The sequence below is a fragment of the Microbacterium sp. AZCO genome (genome assembly GCF_039614715.1).
Classification (GTDB): domain Bacteria; phylum Actinomycetota; class Actinomycetes; order Actinomycetales; family Microbacteriaceae; genus Microbacterium.
Map to the genome: position 1 here is coordinate 3,822,598 of NZ_CP154857.1, position 15,004 is coordinate 3,837,601.

A 15,004-nucleotide genomic window follows, 5' to 3' on the forward strand; every position below is an offset into this window, starting at 1 on the left:
TGCACGACGTGCCGCGACCCGATCGAGAGCGCGGCCGATGATCGTTACGACCGCGGACACCGTGGCGGAGGCGAGGCGGATCCGCGATCGCGAGCGTCGCAGGCTCGCGGAGCACGGGGTGCAGGGCGCCCTGAGCCTCACCGGCGGGAGCAGCCTCGAAGGCCTGCTCACGAAGGGTGACATCGACCTTCACCTGCGGGTGCGCGCAGAGGACTTCGAGACGAGCGCCGCGTCGCTCGCACTCCTCTATACGGCGGTGCGCCGCGAGATCTGGACCGCGACCTTCGCGACGTTCGAGCGCGATTGCGACCCGCCCGTCGGGATCGCGCTCACGGTCGTCGGCTCCGAGCACGATCGCCGTTTCGTCGCCTCGTGGGAGCGGATGGGGAGGGATGCCGCGGCCCGCGCCCGCTACAACGCCCTGAAGCAGCACGGCGGCGACGTCGAAGACGCGAAGTCCCGGTTCTTCGACTCCCTCGTGCAGCCCGTCAGCCCGCCCGAACGCTGACGGCCGATTTCCCATCCGACGACACCCCCGCGATGCTGAGGGGGAGCCCCGATGGAGGAAGCCCCATGATCGTCGCCGATCCCCGCACGCGCCGGGTCATCGTCAACTCCGACGTCAAGAACGAGGCCGACGACCAGTTCGCGGTCGTTCACGCCCTGCTCTCGCCCACGCTCGACGTGCGCGGTGTCATCCCGGCGCACTTCGGCACTCGGCGGGGGGACGATTCGCTCGCCGAGTCGGCGCGGGAGCTCGACGTGCTGCTGCGGCTCCTCGGCCGCACGGGCACGGTGCCCATCCCGCCCGGCGCACCGCACGCGCTTGCGGACGAGGCGACGCCCGTCGACAGCCCCGGCGCGCGTCTCATCATCGACGAGGCGCGTCGCTCCGACGCGGGACCGCTCTTCGTCGCCTTCCTCGGCCCGCTCACCGACATGGCGAGCGCCCTGCTCCTCGCGCCCGACATCGCCGACCGCGACGTCACCGTCATCTGGATCGGCGGGCCGCCGTACGGCGACATCGAGTCCGTCGGCGCGTGGCCCGAGTTCAATCTGGGCAACGACATCGCGGCCGCGAACGTCGTGTTCGACTCGGGCATCACGCTCTGGCAGGTGCCCTCGAACGTCTATCGGCTCGTCAATGTCTCCTACGCGGAGCTCCGCCGCCGCGTCGAGCCGCACGGAGAGCTCGGCCGCTACCTCGCCCAGCAGGTGGTCGACTACAACACCGCGCACCACAAGGTCGCGGTCGAGTCGCGGTCGCTCGGCGATTCGCCCGCCATCGCGCTCATGCTCGAGCCGTGGTGCGCGCAGTTCCGTCGCCAGGACCCGGTCCGCTTCGCCGCGGGCGGGAGCTACGAGCCGTCGCTCCGCGGCGGTCCCGTGCGCGTGGTCGAGCAGGTCGACACCCGGTTCCTGCTCGAGGACATGTTCGCCAAGCTCGAGGAGTTCGGCGCAGCGCACACATGACGCGGGGTCGATGGATGCGGCGCGCTCAGCCCGCGTCCGCCCGGCTGGCCTCGAACCCGACGCCCGTGAGCTCTCGCGAGACCGACCACACCCGGGCCGCCGCCTGACGGTCCTCGAATCGGCGGTAGAGACTCTCGCGCCGCGGGGGTCCTTGCAGGTGCAGGAATCCGCCCGGTCCGTAGAACGCCCCCGCGACGGCCTCCCGTGAGGCGGAGGCGAAGAGGGCGGGAAGGGATGCCTCGGCCGGCGTGCCTCCGACACCGGCATCCATGATCCTCCGGCCGAGTCTCGCGCCGAGCGTGCGACCCTCGCGGAGCGACGCGGGGGCGATGTTGGTGATGGCGATCCCCGGATGCGAGAGGTTCGTCGTGATGCCCCACCCCGAGGCGGCGCTCCGGCGGCCGAGCTCGAGCGCGAAGAGGCTGAGCGCCAGCTTCGACGCGCCGTACGCGGCGAAGACGGAGTAGTGGCGCTCGAGTTGCAGGTCGTCCCAGCGGAGCTGCGCCGAGCGCGCCGCGAGGCTGCTCTGCACGGTGACCCGCGCCGCGCCGGCCCGGAGAAGCGGCAGGATCCGGGCGACGAGCGCGAAGTGGCCGAGGTGGTTCGTCTGGAAGTGCAGCTCGAACCCGTCGGCGCTCGTGTGCCGGACGGGATCGCCGAGCGCGATCATGCCCGCATTGAGGACGAGGATCCGGATCGGACGCCCGGCGGCGAAGAGCGCCTCGGCACCCTTCGCAACCGAGGCGAGATCAGCGAGGTCGAGGTCGACGAGCGTCAGGTGCGCGTGCGGCGCGTCGGCCAGGATGCTCGCGACGGCCCGCTCGCCCTTCGCGCGATTGCGCACGGGCAGCACCACGTCTGCTCCCGCGATCGCGAGCGCGCGGGCGATCTCCACCCCCACGCCATCGCTCGCGCCGGTCACGACGGCACGCTGCCCCCGGAGATCGGGAAGGCGGATGCTCCAGCGCGGCGCCCGCGGAGTCGACATCGGCGGGTCCTCTCGACGACGGGATGAGGGACCGGGTAGCGCTGGTGGTCACACGGTAGCGCGCGAACCGGGCGCGGGGAAGCAGTTGGGAGCGTGGGCGCTCATCCGGAGCCCGCGCCGCCCGATCGGATCCGTGCGGAAGAATGACGAAACCCCCGCGATGTAGAAGCTACGCGGGGGTTCCTGGGGTGATTGTAACGATCACCCTTGTGGCTCCGACCGGCATCGATCCGGTGACCTTTCGATTTTCAGTCGAACGCTCTACCAACTGAGCTACAGAGCCGCACGGCATCCGAAGCTGCCGCGTCCGAGACGAAAGGCCCTCTGTAAACCAAAGGGCCTGTCGCTCTGGAGCGACCCTGACGGGACTTGAACCCGCGACCTCCGCCGTGACAGGGCGGCACGCTAACCAACTGCGCTACAGGGCCATGCTTATTGAATTGTGTTGTCGGATGGTGACCCCAACGGGATTCGAACCCGTGCTACCGCCGTGAAAGGGCGGCGTCCTAGGCCACTAAACGATGGGGCCGGATGAACTCCTGGCCCAGGGCCCGGCGCTCACGCTTACCGACGCTCAAGCATAAGAGATCTACGGCGAATGCGCCAATCGAGGGCGAGTCGCTGTGCAGAACCGGGTGGAATCCGCGCAGGATGGGCAGTGCGTCTTCGCCCATTCAGAGGCAGGATGGATCCACGACACCCCCTTGCGCCTGTGATTCGTGTTGCTAGTGTGAATGAAGTTGTCCCGACCGGGGAGGATCGCGTGGAGCAGGATCACGCCCTCGAGGAATGCGGCTGCGGGCCGTCTCCGCGAGAGCGGCGTGCCCTCTGGCCCTCCCTGGTGAACCGCCGGACGGCCCTCGGGCTCGGCGTTCTCGGAGTCGTCGGCATCGCTGCGCTCGCCGGCCCGCTGCTTCCGCCGGCCTTCGCTGCCGACTATCCCTCGTGGGACGACGTACAGGCGGCCCGGGCCAATGAGGCCGCGGCCGCGTCCGAGGTGCAGAAGATCCAGGGGCTCATTGCGGGCCTCACATCGGAGGTATCGCGCACGCAGGCCGAGGCGGAGCGCACGTCCGCCGAGTTCTACCAGGCGCAGCAGGACTACTTCGATGCCGCACAGCGCGCGGAGCAGCTGCAGGGGCAGGCCGACCAGCAGGCCGCGGCCGCGATCGACGCCGCCAACAAGGCGGGCCGCGTCGCCGCGCAGCTCTACCGCAACGGCGGTGACGACACGTCGCTCGAGCTGTTCTTCGCCGGTTCGGCCGCGTCAGCGGACGATCTCCTCGCGCGCCTCGGCACGATGGACCAGCTCATCGCCCGCAACCAGGCCGTCTACGCCGACGCCATCACGGCGCGCGACTCGGCCCAGAGCCTCAGCGACCAGGCTGTCGTCGCGCGCGACGAGCGCGACCGGCTGCAGCAGGTCGCCGAGCAGAAGATGGTCGCGGCGCAGCAGGCGGCCGATGCTGCGCAGGCGGCGCTCGACGAGCAGCAGAACCACCTCGTCGACCTGCAGGCCCAGCTGGCCGCCCTCCAGGACAAGACGGCGCAGACGATCGCGGGCTACCAGGCCGGTGTCGAGGCCGCGCGCAAGGCGGCCGAAGAGGCGGCGCGGAAGGCCGCGGCTGAGGCGGCGGCCAAGGCGGCGGCAGCAGCGGCCGCGGCGGGTCGCGGCGGCGGCGGAGGCGGCGGCAACGGCGGAGCCGTCGTCGGATCGGGCTGGGCCCGCCCCTCGTCGGGCGTCCAGACGTCGGGCTACGGCCCTCGCAGCCGGCAGTGCGGCAACGGCTACTGCTCGAGCGGCTATCACTACGGCGTCGACCTCGCCGCGGGCTGCGGCTCGGCGATCTACGCCGCGCAGAGCGGCACGGTCGTCTACGCCGGCCCCAACGGCGGCTACGGCAACTACATCAAGCTCGACCACGGCGGCGGCATCGGCACCGGGTACGGCCACATCCAGAACGGCGGCATCCTCGTCCGCTACGGACAGTGGGTCAACGCCGGCCAGGTCATCGCGTACGAGGGCAACACCGGCAACTCGTTCGGCTGCCACTGCCACTTCGAGACCTACGTCAACGGCTTCCCCGTGAACCCGATCGACTTCATGGCACAGCGGGGCATCTCGGTCTGACCCCTTCGGCCTGGAAAAGGCGAAGGGGGATGGATGCCGGCATCCATCCCCCTCGACGAATCTCAGGGTGTCAGAGGGTCGACGGTGCGACGCCCTCGCCCTGCGTGGCGGTCTGGCCCTCGTGCTCCTTGAAGCGGTCGAAGGCCTCGCCGACCAGGCGCTCCGCCTCGGCGGCGTCGGCCCACTCGTCGACCTTGACCCACTTGTTGGGCTCGAGGTCCTTGTAGTGCTCGAAGAAGTGCTCGATCTCCTTGCGGGTGTACTCCGGGATGTCGGTGACGTCCTGGACGTGCGCCCAGCGCGGGTCCTTCGCGAGCACGGCCACGACCTTGTCGTCGCCGCCCGCCTCGTCGCTCATCTTCAGCACGCCGACGGGACGCACCTTGGCGAGCACGCCGGGTGAGAGGTCGAAGTCGAGCAGCACGAGCACGTCGAGCGGGTCGCCGTCCTCGCCGAGGGTGTTCTCGAAGAAGCCGTAATTGGTGGGGTACCCGAAGGCGGTGTAGAGGATGCGGTCGAGGAAGACCCGGCCCGTGCCGTGGTCGACCTCGTACTTGATGCGGCTGCCGCGGGGGATCTCGATGACGGCGTCGTACGCGCCCATTTCAGACTCCTTAAGAGGGGGTGGATGCCGCGACCAGCCTAATCGGGGGCGAAGGGCGTCCCGAACTACGGCTGAGTGGGGCGAATACGGTCTTCGGGCGGCGTGTCGCGCCACTCCCGACACATCCAGCCGAGATGCGGGACGGGTAGGGCTCGATACCGTGGTTCCGTGACGCATCGCCCCGGCCTGGATCCCGCCGTCGCCGAGGTGCGTCGCGCCGTGCGCGCCGCGCTCGCCGGGATCGACGCGGGCTCCACCGTCGTCGTCGCGCTGTCCGGCGGTGCCGACTCGCTCGCCCTCACGGCGGCGACCGCGTTCGAGGCCCGCAAGGCCGGCCTGACGGCGGTCGCGGTGACGGTCGACCATGGGCTCCAGAAGGGGTCGAGGGATGCCGCGGCCGCCGCGGCAGTGCACGCTCGCGCCCTCGGGCTCGAGGCCAGGGTCGTCGAGGTCGAGGTGGGGGTCACCGGCGGGCCGGAGGCCGCCGCCCGCGCGGCCCGCTACGCGGCGCTGCGGGAGGCGGCATCCACTCTTCCTGCCGCTGCCGTGCTGACGGCCCACACCCTCGACGATCAGGCCGAGACGGTGCTGCTCGGGCTCGCGCGGGGGTCGGGCGGTGGGAGCCTGCAGGGCATGGCGCCGGTCTCCGAGCTGGCCGACGGCATCGCGCTGCTGCGACCGCTCCTCGGGGTCCGTCGCGCGACGACGCGGGCCGCGTGCGCGGCCGAAGGGCTCGAGCCGTGGGAGGACCCGCACAACTCCGACCCCTCCTACGCGCGGGTGCGCGTGCGCCGGCGCGTGCTGCCGGTGCTCGAGGACGAGCTCGGCCCCGGGATCGCGGAGGCGCTCGCGCGCACGGCGGAGCAGCTGCGGGAGGACTCCGAGGCGTTCGCCGAGATGATCGACGAGACGATCGAGGACATCGTCGAGCACGCCGAGGCGGGCATCTCTGTCTCGGTGGCCGCGCTCGCCGCGAATCCCGCGGCGCTGCGGCACCGCATCATCCGGCACGTCGTCGCCGCCGAGTTCGGCGAGAGCCTCACTCGGGCGCAGACGCTCGAGGTCGCCCGGCTCGTCACGGACTGGGCGGGACAGGGACCCATCGACCTGCCCGGATGCCGTGCCCGGCGCGCGGGTGCTCGGCTCGAGTTCACCGCGACCTGACGGCCCTCGGGGAAGGTCTCGACACGCGCGCTTACCGCTCGACCCTAGACTCGGACGCATGCGCGCGGCCGACATCCAGAGCGACATCACCCAGGTCCTGGTCACCGAGGAGCAGATCCGCACCAAGCTCGAGGAGATCGCCGCGCAGGTCGCGTCGGACTACGACGGCAAGGACCTCGTGCTCGTCGGCGTGCTCAAGGGCGCGGTCATGGTGATGGCCGACTTCTCCCGGGCGCTGCCCTTCGCCGTGCCGATGGACTGGATGGCGGTCTCCTCGTACGGCGCGGGCACGAAGTCGAGCGGTGTCGTGCAGATCCGCAAAGACCTCGACACCGACATCCATGACAAGCACGTCCTCATCGTCGAGGACATCATCGATTCGGGCCTCACCCTCAGCTGGCTCCTCGAGAACTTCGCGTCGCGGGGTGCGGCATCCGTCGAGGTGTTCGCCCTGCTGCGGAAGCCGGATGCCGCGAAGGTCCACGTGGAGTGCCGGTACGTGGGCTTCGAGATCCCGAACGAGTTCGTCATCGGGTACGGCCTCGACTACGCGGAGAAGTACCGCAACCTGCGCGATGTCGCGGTGCTCGCGCCGCACGTCTACGGCTGATCGCGGAGTCCGGGTGCCGCTCGCCTCACGATTCCTCTAGTACGCCGTGGGCGAATGCACAGATTGGGCATAGCGGCCGCGCGATACCCTGAATCAACCGTCGCCGCAACCATCGTTTGCGCGGCCTCGGCTCGCTGACGAAGGGAACGGGCTCCGCCCGCACCATGGACCTCAAGAAGATCACCCGCAACCCGCTCTTCTATGTCTTGATGATCGGGTTCCTCCTCATCGTGGGGTTCTCGCTCATCTCGAGCCTGGGCGGCGCGAAGCAGATCTCCACGCAGGAGGGTCTCGAGCTGCTCAAGGGCGGCACCGTGTCCGAGGTCACCAACACCGACGGCGACCAGCGGGTCGACATGACGCTCTCGACGCCGTACGAGGGTGCGAGCGACGTGCAGTTCTACTACGTCACGGCTCGCGCCGACGAGGTCGTCGACGCCGTCAACTCCGCCGACCCGAAGGACGGCTTCAACGACGCCGTGCCGCGCGCCACGTGGTTCGACGGCTTCATCTCGCTCTTCCTGCCGATCCTCCTCCTCGGCCTGCTCTTCTGGTTCCTCCTGTCCAGCGCCCAGGGCGGCGGCAGCAAGGTCATGCAGTTCGGCAAGTCCCGGGCGAAGCTCGTGACGAAGGAGACGCCGACCGTCACGTTCGGCGACGTCGCCGGCTCCGACGAGGCGATCGAGGAGCTGCAGGAGATCAAGGACTTCCTGAAGGACCCGGCCAAGTTCCAGGCCGTCGGCGCCCGCATCCCGAAGGGCGTGCTGCTGTACGGCCCTCCTGGAACGGGCAAGACGCTCCTCGCGCGCGCCGTCGCCGGTGAGGCGGGCGTGCCGTTCTACTCGATCTCGGGTTCCGACTTCGTCGAGATGTTCGTCGGCGTCGGTGCGAGCCGCGTCCGCGACCTCTTCAACCAGGCCAAGGAGTCGGCCCCCGCGATCATCTTCATCGACGAGATCGACGCCGTCGGCCGGCACCGCGGCGCGGGCCTCGGCGGCGGGCACGACGAGCGCGAGCAGACGCTCAACCAGATGCTCGTCGAGATGGACGGCTTCGACCCCAAGGCGAACGTCATCGTCATCGCGGCGACCAACCGTCCCGACATCCTCGACCCCGCGCTGCTGCGCCCCGGCCGCTTCGACCGCCAGATCGGCGTCGACCAGCCCGACCTCAAGGGCCGCCAGAAGATCCTCGAGGTGCACGGCCGCGGCAAGCCGCTCGCCGACGGCGTCGACCTCGAGGTCGTCGCCCGCAAGACGCCCGGCTTCACCGGTGCCGACCTCGCGAACGTCCTCAACGAGGCCGCGCTCCTGACGGCGCGCTCCAACGCGCAGCTCATCGACAACCGCGCGCTCGACGAGGCGATCGACCGCGTCATCGCCGGTCCGCAGCGCCGCACCCGGGTCATGAAGGACAAGGAGAAGCTGATCACGGCCTACCACGAGGGCGGACACGCGCTCGCGGCGGCGGCGATGAACCACACCGACCCCGTGACGAAGGTCACGATCCTCCCGCGCGGCCGCGCCCTCGGCTACACGATGGTGCTCCCCGTCGACGACAAGTACTCCGTCACGCGCAACGAGCTGCAGGACCAGCTCGCCTACGCGATGGGCGGTCGCGTCGCCGAGGAGATCGTGTTCCACGACCCGACGACGGGGGCCTCCAACGACATCGAGAAGGCGACCGGCATCGCCCGCAAGATGGTCACCGAGTACGGCATGACCACCGACGTCGGCCCGGTCAAGCTCGGCCAGGCCTCCGGCGAGATGTTCCTCGGCCGCGACATGGGCCACGGCCGCGACTTCTCGGAGCGCATCGCCGAGCGTGTCGACCAGCAGGTGCGCGGGCTCATCGAGCAGGCGCACAACGAGGCGTACCAGGTCATCAATCTCAACCGCGAGGTGCTCGACAAGCTCGCCCTCGCCCTCCTCGAGAAGGAGACCCTCGACCACCTCGAGCTCGCGGAGATCTTCAAGGACGTCAAGAAGCTCCCGCCACGTCCGCAGTGGCTCTCGAGCGACGACCGGCCGGTCTCGACACAGCCCCCAGTCGAGATCCCGAGCCGCCGGGAGCCCGCGGGCGTGGCGGCCACGGTCGAGGCCGACACCGCCTCGAAGGAGAAGGCCACCCGCCGCCGGCCGACCGGGCAGGCGCGTCCCGCGACCGCGTAGGCTCGGCGCGTGGCCGTCGACCGGAAGCGCGTCGCAGCGCTCGTTCGTGAGTTGCTCGAGGCGATCGGGGAGGACCCCGACCGCCCGGGCCTGAAGGCGACCCCGACGCGGGTGGCCGACGCCTACGCCGAGTTCTTCGCGGGCGTGGGGGAGGATGCCTCCGCGCCGCTGCAGCATCCCATCTCGATCTCCCATGGGCCGGCGCCCGAGACGTCCGCGTCGGGCGCGGTCCTGCTGCGCGACATCCACTTCCGCTCGGTGTGCGAGCACCACCTGCTGCTCTTCCGCGGCAAGGCGCACATCGCCTACCTCCCCGGCGACAAGGTCGTCGGGCTCGGCGCTCTTCCGAAGGTCGTGGACATCCTCGCCGCCCGGCCGCAGGTGCAGGAGCGCCTCGGCGAGCAGATCGCCGACGAGATCGCCGACGCCCTCGACACGCGCGGCGTGCTGGTCGTGCTCGACGCCACGCACGGCTGCGTCACGATGCGCGGCGAGCGCCAGCGGGAGGCATCCACCGTCACGATCGCGGCGCGCGGCGAGCTGCTCGAGCCCGCGGCGCGCGCCGAGCTCATCGCGCTCATCGGCGCGGGGCGGGAGTGAGCGCCGCAGCGATGGGCTCACTCGTCATGGGGATCGTCAACGTCACCCCCGACTCGTTCAGCGACGGCGGCCTCTACCTGGCCGCCGACGCCGCGATCGCGCGCGGCCTCGAGCTCTTCGCGCAGGGCGCGGCGATGATCGACGTCGGCGGCGAGTCGACGAGGCCGGGTGCCGAGCGCGTCGACCCCGCGGTCGAGCGGGACCGCGTGCTGCCCGTCGTCCGCGCCCTCGCCGAGGCGGGCGCCGTCGTGAGCATCGACACGATGAATTCCTCGACGGCCCTCGCCGCCGTGGAGGCGGGTGCGCGCATCGTCAACGACGTCTCCGGCGGGCTGTCCGATCCGGCGATGCTCTCGGCCGTCGCCCGGACCGACGCCGACGTCGTGCTGCAGCACTGGCGGGGCCACTCCAGCGACATGTACGCGCACGCGGAGTACGACGACATCGTGACGGAGGTCGTGACCGAGCTCGCGTCGCGCGTCGACGCCGCGCGGGCCGCCGGCATCGCGCCGTCGCGCATCATCGTCGACCCCGGCATCGGATTCGGCAAGAAGGGCGGGCAGAACTGGGCGGTCCTGCACGGGATGCCGCGCATCGTCGCCCTCGGGCACCGGGTGCTCGTCGGCACGAGCCGCAAGCGGTTCCTCACCGAGACGCTCGAGCCGGGCGGAGCCGAGGCATCCACCGCTCGTCGTGATCTCGCGACCGCCGTCACGAGCGTGCTCGCCGCGCAGTCGGGGGCCTGGGGGGTGCGCGTGCACGACGTCGCCGCGACCGTCGACGCGTTGAAGATCGCCGATTCCTGGGAGGCTGGGGAGCGATGGACTTCGTAGACGAGATCACGATCACGGGCATCCGGGCGTTCGGGTATCACGGCGTGTACCCCGACGAGAAGCGCGACGGGCAGGAGTTCGTCGTCGACGTGCACCTCATGCTGTCGACAGCGCGGGCGGCCGAGACCGACGACGTCGCCGACACCGTGCACTACGGCGAGCTGGCCGAAGAGGTGGCCGCGATCGTGTCGGGCGACCCCGTCGACCTCATCGAGACGCTCGCGAGCCGCATCGCCGACGCGGTGCTCGCGCACGACCTCGTGCAGCTGGCGCGCGTCACCGTGCACAAGCCGTCCGCGCCGATCGCGGTGCCGTTCGCCGACGTCGCCGTGACCGTCAACCGCGCTCGGGCAGACCGATGAACCGCCGCCTCGCGCAGGGCTTCCACGGCGACGCCCCGAGCCGGGGCCGCGCCCCCGTGCGCGCCGTCGTCGCCCTCGGCGCCAATCTCGGCGACCGGGTCGCGACGCTGCGAGCCGCGGTCGCCGACCTGCAGCGGCTGCCCCTCACGGCCGAGGTCGTGGCCGCGCCCACGATCGAGTCGGTCGCGCTCAAGCCCGACGGTCCGGATGCCTCCGCCCCGGCGTACCTCAACACCGTCGCGCTCGTGACCACGCGTCTCGCGCCGAGCGTGCTGCTGTCGTACCTGCACGCGATCGAGGCGCGGCACGGGCGCGTGCGCGAGGAGCGCTGGGGCGACCGCACGCTCGACCTCGACCTCATCGCCTACGGCGACGCCCGAAGCGACGCGCCCGGTCTCGTGCTGCCGCACCCGCGTGCGGCGGAGCGCGACTTCGTCCTCGCACCGTGGCTGTCGCTCGATCCCGACGCGGAGCTGCCCGGTCACGGCCGCGTCGACGCGCTCCTGCGACGACTGCGAGGGGCCGAATGAAGCGCACCGGAGCGGGCGTCCTCGTCCTGACGGCGGCGATCGGCGTGGCCGTCGGCTTCCTCGTCGATCAGCTGCTGACCGCCGCCGCGCGCCCCACCTTCACTCCGACCGTCACCCTGCCGATCCTCCTCGTGCTGCTCGGCGGAATCGTGGTCCTCCTCGCGGTGCCGATCCGCCGCGCGACGCGCGACGCGAAGGGTGCGGGCCCCATCAATCCGTTCCAGGCGGTCCGCATCGCGATGCTCGCGAAGGCGTCGAGCATCGTCGGGTCGGCGTTCGCCGGCTTCGCCGGCGGCCTCGCGCTCTTCCTCCTGACCCGGCCCGTCACGCCGTCGGTAGAGTCGTGGGGAGCCGTGATCGCGACGATCGTCAGCGGTCTCGCGCTCGTGGCCGCAGGCCTGGTCGCCGAGCACCTGTGCACCATCCGGAAGGACGACGATGACGAACATCCCGGCGACGCCGGTCCCGGACTCGACGCCCATCACCCCCACTGAGAGGGGAGTGGATGCTGCGCCCGCTCCCGGCGTGACCGCCGAGCAGGCATCGCCTCTGGCGGAGGACGACGCGCCGGCGCGCGAGGTGCCGGCATCCATCGATCAGGGCACCTATTCGCGGATCATCGAGCCGCGATCGCCCCACCGCCTGGAGCTGGAGCGGGGCGTGTGGCACCAGATCTCCCGCAAGTATCTGTGGGTGCAGCTCATCTCGTCGGGCATCGTCCTGGCGCTCGTCGTGGTCGTCGTGCTGGTGCTGTGGCTCGTGCTCGGACAGCTCTGGCCGCTCATCCCCGGCGGCATCCTCTCCGTCATCCTGATCTGGACGATGGCGATCCTTCCCCGTCAGGTGCGGGCGATCGGGTATCAGCTGCGCGACGACGACCTCGTCTTCCGCCGCGGCATCCTGTGGCAGCGCATGGTCGCCGTGCCGTACGGACGGATGCAGCTCGTCGACATCACGCACGGCCCGCTCGACCGCGGCTTCGGCATCGCGCAGCTGAAGTTCGTGACAGCCGCGGCCACGACGGGCGTGACGATCCCGGGCCTCGCCCAGACGACCGCCGAGACGCTGCGCGACCACCTCGTCGCGGTCGCCGAGAGCCGCCGGACCGGGCTGTGAGCGAGCCCTTCGACTCTTCGCGCGCCCCTGCCGCGCCACCCGCCGAGCTGGTCCGCTCGCCCATGGCGGACGGCGAGTGGCACCGCCTGCACCCCCTCACCCCGCTGCTGCGGGGTGGCCTGTTCCTCGTCGTCGTCATCGGCCTCGTGGCCGCCAACCTCCGCGACCGGCTGGTCTTCCTCTTCCTCCCGTGGCTTGCCCCCGATCTGCCGGCGAACGAGATCGAGGAGTGGGAGGGCGCGGGCGATCCGATCGACTTCATCGTCGTGAACAACCTCTACCTGGTCGCGGGTGCCGTCGTGCTGGCCGTGCTCATCGCACTGCTCGTCATCTTCTATCTGCTCTGGCGATTCCATTCCTTCCGCATCACGGAGGACGACGTCGAGGTGCGCAGCGGCGTGCTCTTCCGCACGCAGCGCCGCGCGCCGCTTGACCGCGTGCAGGGCGTCAACCTGACGCGCCCGATGATCGCGCGGCTGCTCGGGATGGCGAAGCTCGAGGTCGTCGGAGCCGGCACGGACGCCAACGTCAAGCTCGAGTACCTGTCGACCGCCAACGCGGAGGCCGTGCGGGCCGACATCCTGCGCCTCGCGTCGGGCCGGCGGCTCGCGGCGGCGCAGGCGGGGGGCGTGCCCGTCGGGGCGCGATCGCGCATGAGTGCGCTCAGCCAGGCCGTCTCGCGCGGCATCACGGGGATGATCGAGGGCGACGAGGCGCCCGTCGAGGCCCCCGAATCGGTCGTCAACATCCCGGTCGTGCGGCTGCTCGCCTCGCACATCATCAGCCCGGCGACGATCGGTCTCCTCGTCGCGCTCGGCGCCATCGTGTTCGGGTCGGTGCGCGGCACGCCGTGGCTGCTGTTCGGCATGATCCCCGCCGTCATCGCCTTCGTCGCCTACTGGATCCGGTCGATCGTGCGGTCGCTGCGGTACTCGATCGCTCCCACGCCGGACGGCGTGCGAATCACGTTCGGGCTGCTCACGACGATCACCGAGATCGTGCCGCCCGGCCGCGTGCACGCCGTCGAGATCTCGCAGTCGATCCTGTGGCGGCCGTTCGGCTGGTGGATGATCCGCATCAACCGCCTCACGGGCCGCAGCCTGAGCGACGGCAGCAACGACCAGTTCACGACCGTGCTCCCGGTCGGCTCGCTCGCCGACGTCGAGCGCGTGCTGCACCTCCTCCTTCCGGACGTTCCCCCCGCGGAATGGCCGGTCATCGTGCGCGAGGGCGTCGTCGGCCCCGGCGCCGACGACACGTTCGTCGACACCCCGCGGCGTGCCTGGTTCCTCCGTCCGCTCTCTTGGCGGCGCAACGGCTTCCGGCTGACGCCCGACGTCCTGCTCCTGCGCCGGGGCCTGATCTGGCGCCGGCTCGTCGTGCTTCCGCTCGCCCGCCTGCAGAGCCTCGCCCTGCACCAGGGCCCGCTCGACCGTCTCGTCGGCGTCGCCTCCGCGCGGGCGCACACGGTGGCGGGACCGGTCTACTCGGGCCTCGCTGCGATCGACCGGGATGCCGCCCTCCAGCTCTTCGCCGACGTCGCGACGGGCACCGTGCGGGCAGCATCCATCGACCGCTCGCACCGCTGGGCCGAGGTGAGCGCCTGATGCGCGCGGGCCGCCTGGGCGTCGGGATCATCGGCGCGGGACGCGTGGGACCCGTCATCGGCGCCGCCCTCGCGGGCGCCGGGCACTCGCTGACCGCGATCACACCGGGCGCCGACGAGGAGCGGGTGGAGGCGGTGCTGCCGGGTCTGCCCGTGCTCGACGCGCTCGAGGTCGTGCGGCGCAGCGAGCTCGTGATCGTCGCGGTGCCGCACGACGAGCTGCCGGCCCTGGTCGCCGGTCTCGCCGAGCTCGGCGCCTGGCAGCCGGGACAGCTCATCCTCCACACGGACGCCGCCTACGGCACCGGCGTGCTCGCCCCGGCGACGGCGCTCGGCGCCATCCCGCTGGCGGTGCATCCGGCGATCGCCTTCACCGGCACATCGATGGACCTCCGTCAGCTCACCAACGCGTACGCCGCCGTCACGGCTCCTGCCGCCGTGCTCCCGATCGCGCAGGCGCTCGCCGTCGAGCTCGGGTGCGAGCCCGTCGTGATCGCGGAGGACGATCGCCCCGCGTATGCGGAAGGCATCGCCATCGCGACGGAGTTCTCGCGATCGATCGTCGCCCAGGCCGCCGATCTGCTCCGCGGGGCGGGCGTCGCCCACCCCGGGTCGTACCTCTCGGCGCTCGTGCACTCGACCGTCGACCACGCGCTGGCACAGGCCGGTTCCGCGGGGGCGGGATCGCCCCCCGATACGCTCGACGCATGACGGGCGTCATCGCGACGCTCCGCGGCGTCCCGATCGAGCCCCCGACCGCGAGGCGGCGTCCCGATCGAGTCGCCGACCACTCCACGGCGTCCCGATGGAGACGCC

General features: G+C 71.3%; 16 protein-coding genes and 3 tRNA genes. 14 read left to right on the forward strand and 5 right to left on the reverse strand.

The genetic code is table 11. From position 1 onward, the window contains the following. The first annotated feature begins 37 nt into the window (after window positions 1-37). A complete protein-coding gene (locus AAIB33_RS17435; protein WP_345801224.1) occupies window positions 38-508 on the forward strand; it encodes a hypothetical protein in 471 nt (156 codons plus the stop codon). A gap of 65 nt (window positions 509-573) precedes the next feature. Further along, a complete protein-coding gene (locus tag AAIB33_RS17440; protein ID WP_345801225.1) occupies window positions 574-1,473 on the forward strand; it encodes a nucleoside hydrolase in 900 nt (299 codons plus the stop codon). Between the two features lie 25 nt (window positions 1,474-1,498). Here AAIB33_RS17440 and AAIB33_RS17445 read toward each other — a convergent pair whose 3' ends face one another. The 4 genes from AAIB33_RS17445 to AAIB33_RS17460 form a co-directional block, all read right to left on the reverse strand. Further along, a complete protein-coding gene (locus AAIB33_RS17445; RefSeq protein WP_345801226.1) occupies window positions 1,499-2,461 on the reverse strand; it encodes an SDR family oxidoreductase in 963 nt (320 codons plus the stop codon). Between the two features lie 210 nt (window positions 2,462-2,671). Then, a tRNA-Phe gene (locus tag AAIB33_RS17450) sits at window positions 2,672-2,744 on the reverse strand. A 71-nt stretch (window positions 2,745-2,815) separates the two neighbouring features. Continuing rightward, window positions 2,816-2,889 (reverse strand) — tRNA-Asp (locus tag AAIB33_RS17455). A 25-nt stretch (window positions 2,890-2,914) separates the two neighbouring features. Further along, window positions 2,915-2,990, reverse strand: a tRNA-Glu gene (locus tag AAIB33_RS17460). 312 nt (window positions 2,991-3,302) lie between these two features. On the opposite strand from AAIB33_RS17460, the gene AAIB33_RS17465 reads away from it, so the two are divergent. Further along, on the forward strand, window positions 3,303-4,592 hold the full coding sequence (locus tag AAIB33_RS17465) for a M23 family metallopeptidase (protein ID WP_345801227.1): 1,290 nt from the start codon (window positions 3,303-3,305) through the stop codon (window positions 4,590-4,592). A gap of 70 nt (window positions 4,593-4,662) precedes the next feature. Here the strand turns inward: AAIB33_RS17465 and ppa are convergent, their stop codons facing one another. After that, the gene (ppa, locus tag AAIB33_RS17470) at window positions 4,663-5,196 is read right to left on the reverse strand and encodes an inorganic diphosphatase (RefSeq protein WP_345801228.1); all 534 of its coding nucleotides are present in this window, start codon (window positions 5,194-5,196) and stop codon (window positions 4,663-4,665) included. A 168-nt stretch (window positions 5,197-5,364) separates the two neighbouring features. Here ppa and tilS point away from each other — a divergent pair, with 168 nt between their 5' ends. From tilS to AAIB33_RS17525, 11 genes are all read left to right on the forward strand, one after another. Then, window positions 5,365-6,360: a tRNA lysidine(34) synthetase TilS gene (gene tilS / locus AAIB33_RS17475; RefSeq protein ID WP_345801229.1), complete on the forward strand. Its 996-nt coding sequence runs from the start codon at window positions 5,365-5,367 to the stop codon at window positions 6,358-6,360. Window positions 6,361-6,418: 58 nt separating this feature from the next. Continuing rightward, window positions 6,419-6,970 carry a hypoxanthine phosphoribosyltransferase gene (hpt, locus tag AAIB33_RS17480; RefSeq protein WP_345801230.1) on the forward strand — a complete coding sequence of 184 codons (552 nt, stop codon included), beginning with the start codon at window positions 6,419-6,421 and terminating at the stop codon, window positions 6,968-6,970. A gap of 164 nt (window positions 6,971-7,134) precedes the next feature. Further along, on the forward strand, window positions 7,135-9,141 hold the full coding sequence (gene ftsH / locus AAIB33_RS17485) for an ATP-dependent zinc metalloprotease FtsH (protein ID WP_345801231.1): 2,007 nt from the start codon (window positions 7,135-7,137) through the stop codon (window positions 9,139-9,141). Window positions 9,142-9,150: 9 nt separating this feature from the next. Beyond that, window positions 9,151-9,741, forward strand: a complete 591-nt coding sequence (folE, locus tag AAIB33_RS17490) for a GTP cyclohydrolase I (RefSeq protein WP_345801232.1) — start codon at window positions 9,151-9,153, stop codon at window positions 9,739-9,741. Window positions 9,742-9,752: 11 nt separating this feature from the next. Next, window positions 9,753-10,574, forward strand: a complete 822-nt coding sequence (folP, locus tag AAIB33_RS17495; protein ID WP_345803463.1) for a dihydropteroate synthase — start codon at window positions 9,753-9,755, stop codon at window positions 10,572-10,574. After that, the gene (folB, locus tag AAIB33_RS17500) at window positions 10,562-10,936 is read left to right on the forward strand and encodes a dihydroneopterin aldolase (RefSeq protein ID WP_345801233.1); all 375 of its coding nucleotides are present in this window, start codon (window positions 10,562-10,564) and stop codon (window positions 10,934-10,936) included. The genes folP and folB overlap by 13 nt, the downstream gene beginning before the upstream one ends. Further along, a complete protein-coding gene (folK, locus tag AAIB33_RS17505; RefSeq protein ID WP_345801234.1) occupies window positions 10,933-11,466 on the forward strand; it encodes a 2-amino-4-hydroxy-6-hydroxymethyldihydropteridine diphosphokinase in 534 nt (177 codons plus the stop codon). The genes folB and folK overlap by 4 nt, the downstream gene beginning before the upstream one ends. Continuing rightward, on the forward strand, window positions 11,463-11,960 hold the full coding sequence (locus AAIB33_RS17510; RefSeq protein WP_345801235.1) for a DUF3180 domain-containing protein: 498 nt from the start codon (window positions 11,463-11,465) through the stop codon (window positions 11,958-11,960). Before folK ends, AAIB33_RS17510 begins: the two co-directional genes overlap by 4 nt. A 121-nt stretch (window positions 11,961-12,081) precedes the next feature. Then, window positions 12,082-12,582, forward strand: a complete 501-nt coding sequence (locus tag AAIB33_RS17515) for a PH domain-containing protein (RefSeq protein ID WP_345803464.1) — start codon at window positions 12,082-12,084, stop codon at window positions 12,580-12,582. Then, complete coding sequence (locus AAIB33_RS17520; RefSeq protein ID WP_345801236.1) at window positions 12,579-14,189, forward strand: PH domain-containing protein; 1,611 nt, start codon at window positions 12,579-12,581, stop codon at window positions 14,187-14,189. The genes AAIB33_RS17515 and AAIB33_RS17520 overlap by 4 nt, the downstream gene beginning before the upstream one ends. Beyond that, window positions 14,186-14,899: a DUF2520 domain-containing protein gene (locus tag AAIB33_RS17525; RefSeq protein ID WP_345803465.1), complete on the forward strand. Its 714-nt coding sequence runs from the start codon at window positions 14,186-14,188 to the stop codon at window positions 14,897-14,899. The genes AAIB33_RS17520 and AAIB33_RS17525 overlap by 4 nt, the downstream gene beginning before the upstream one ends. The last annotated feature ends 105 nt before the right edge of the window (window positions 14,900-15,004 follow it).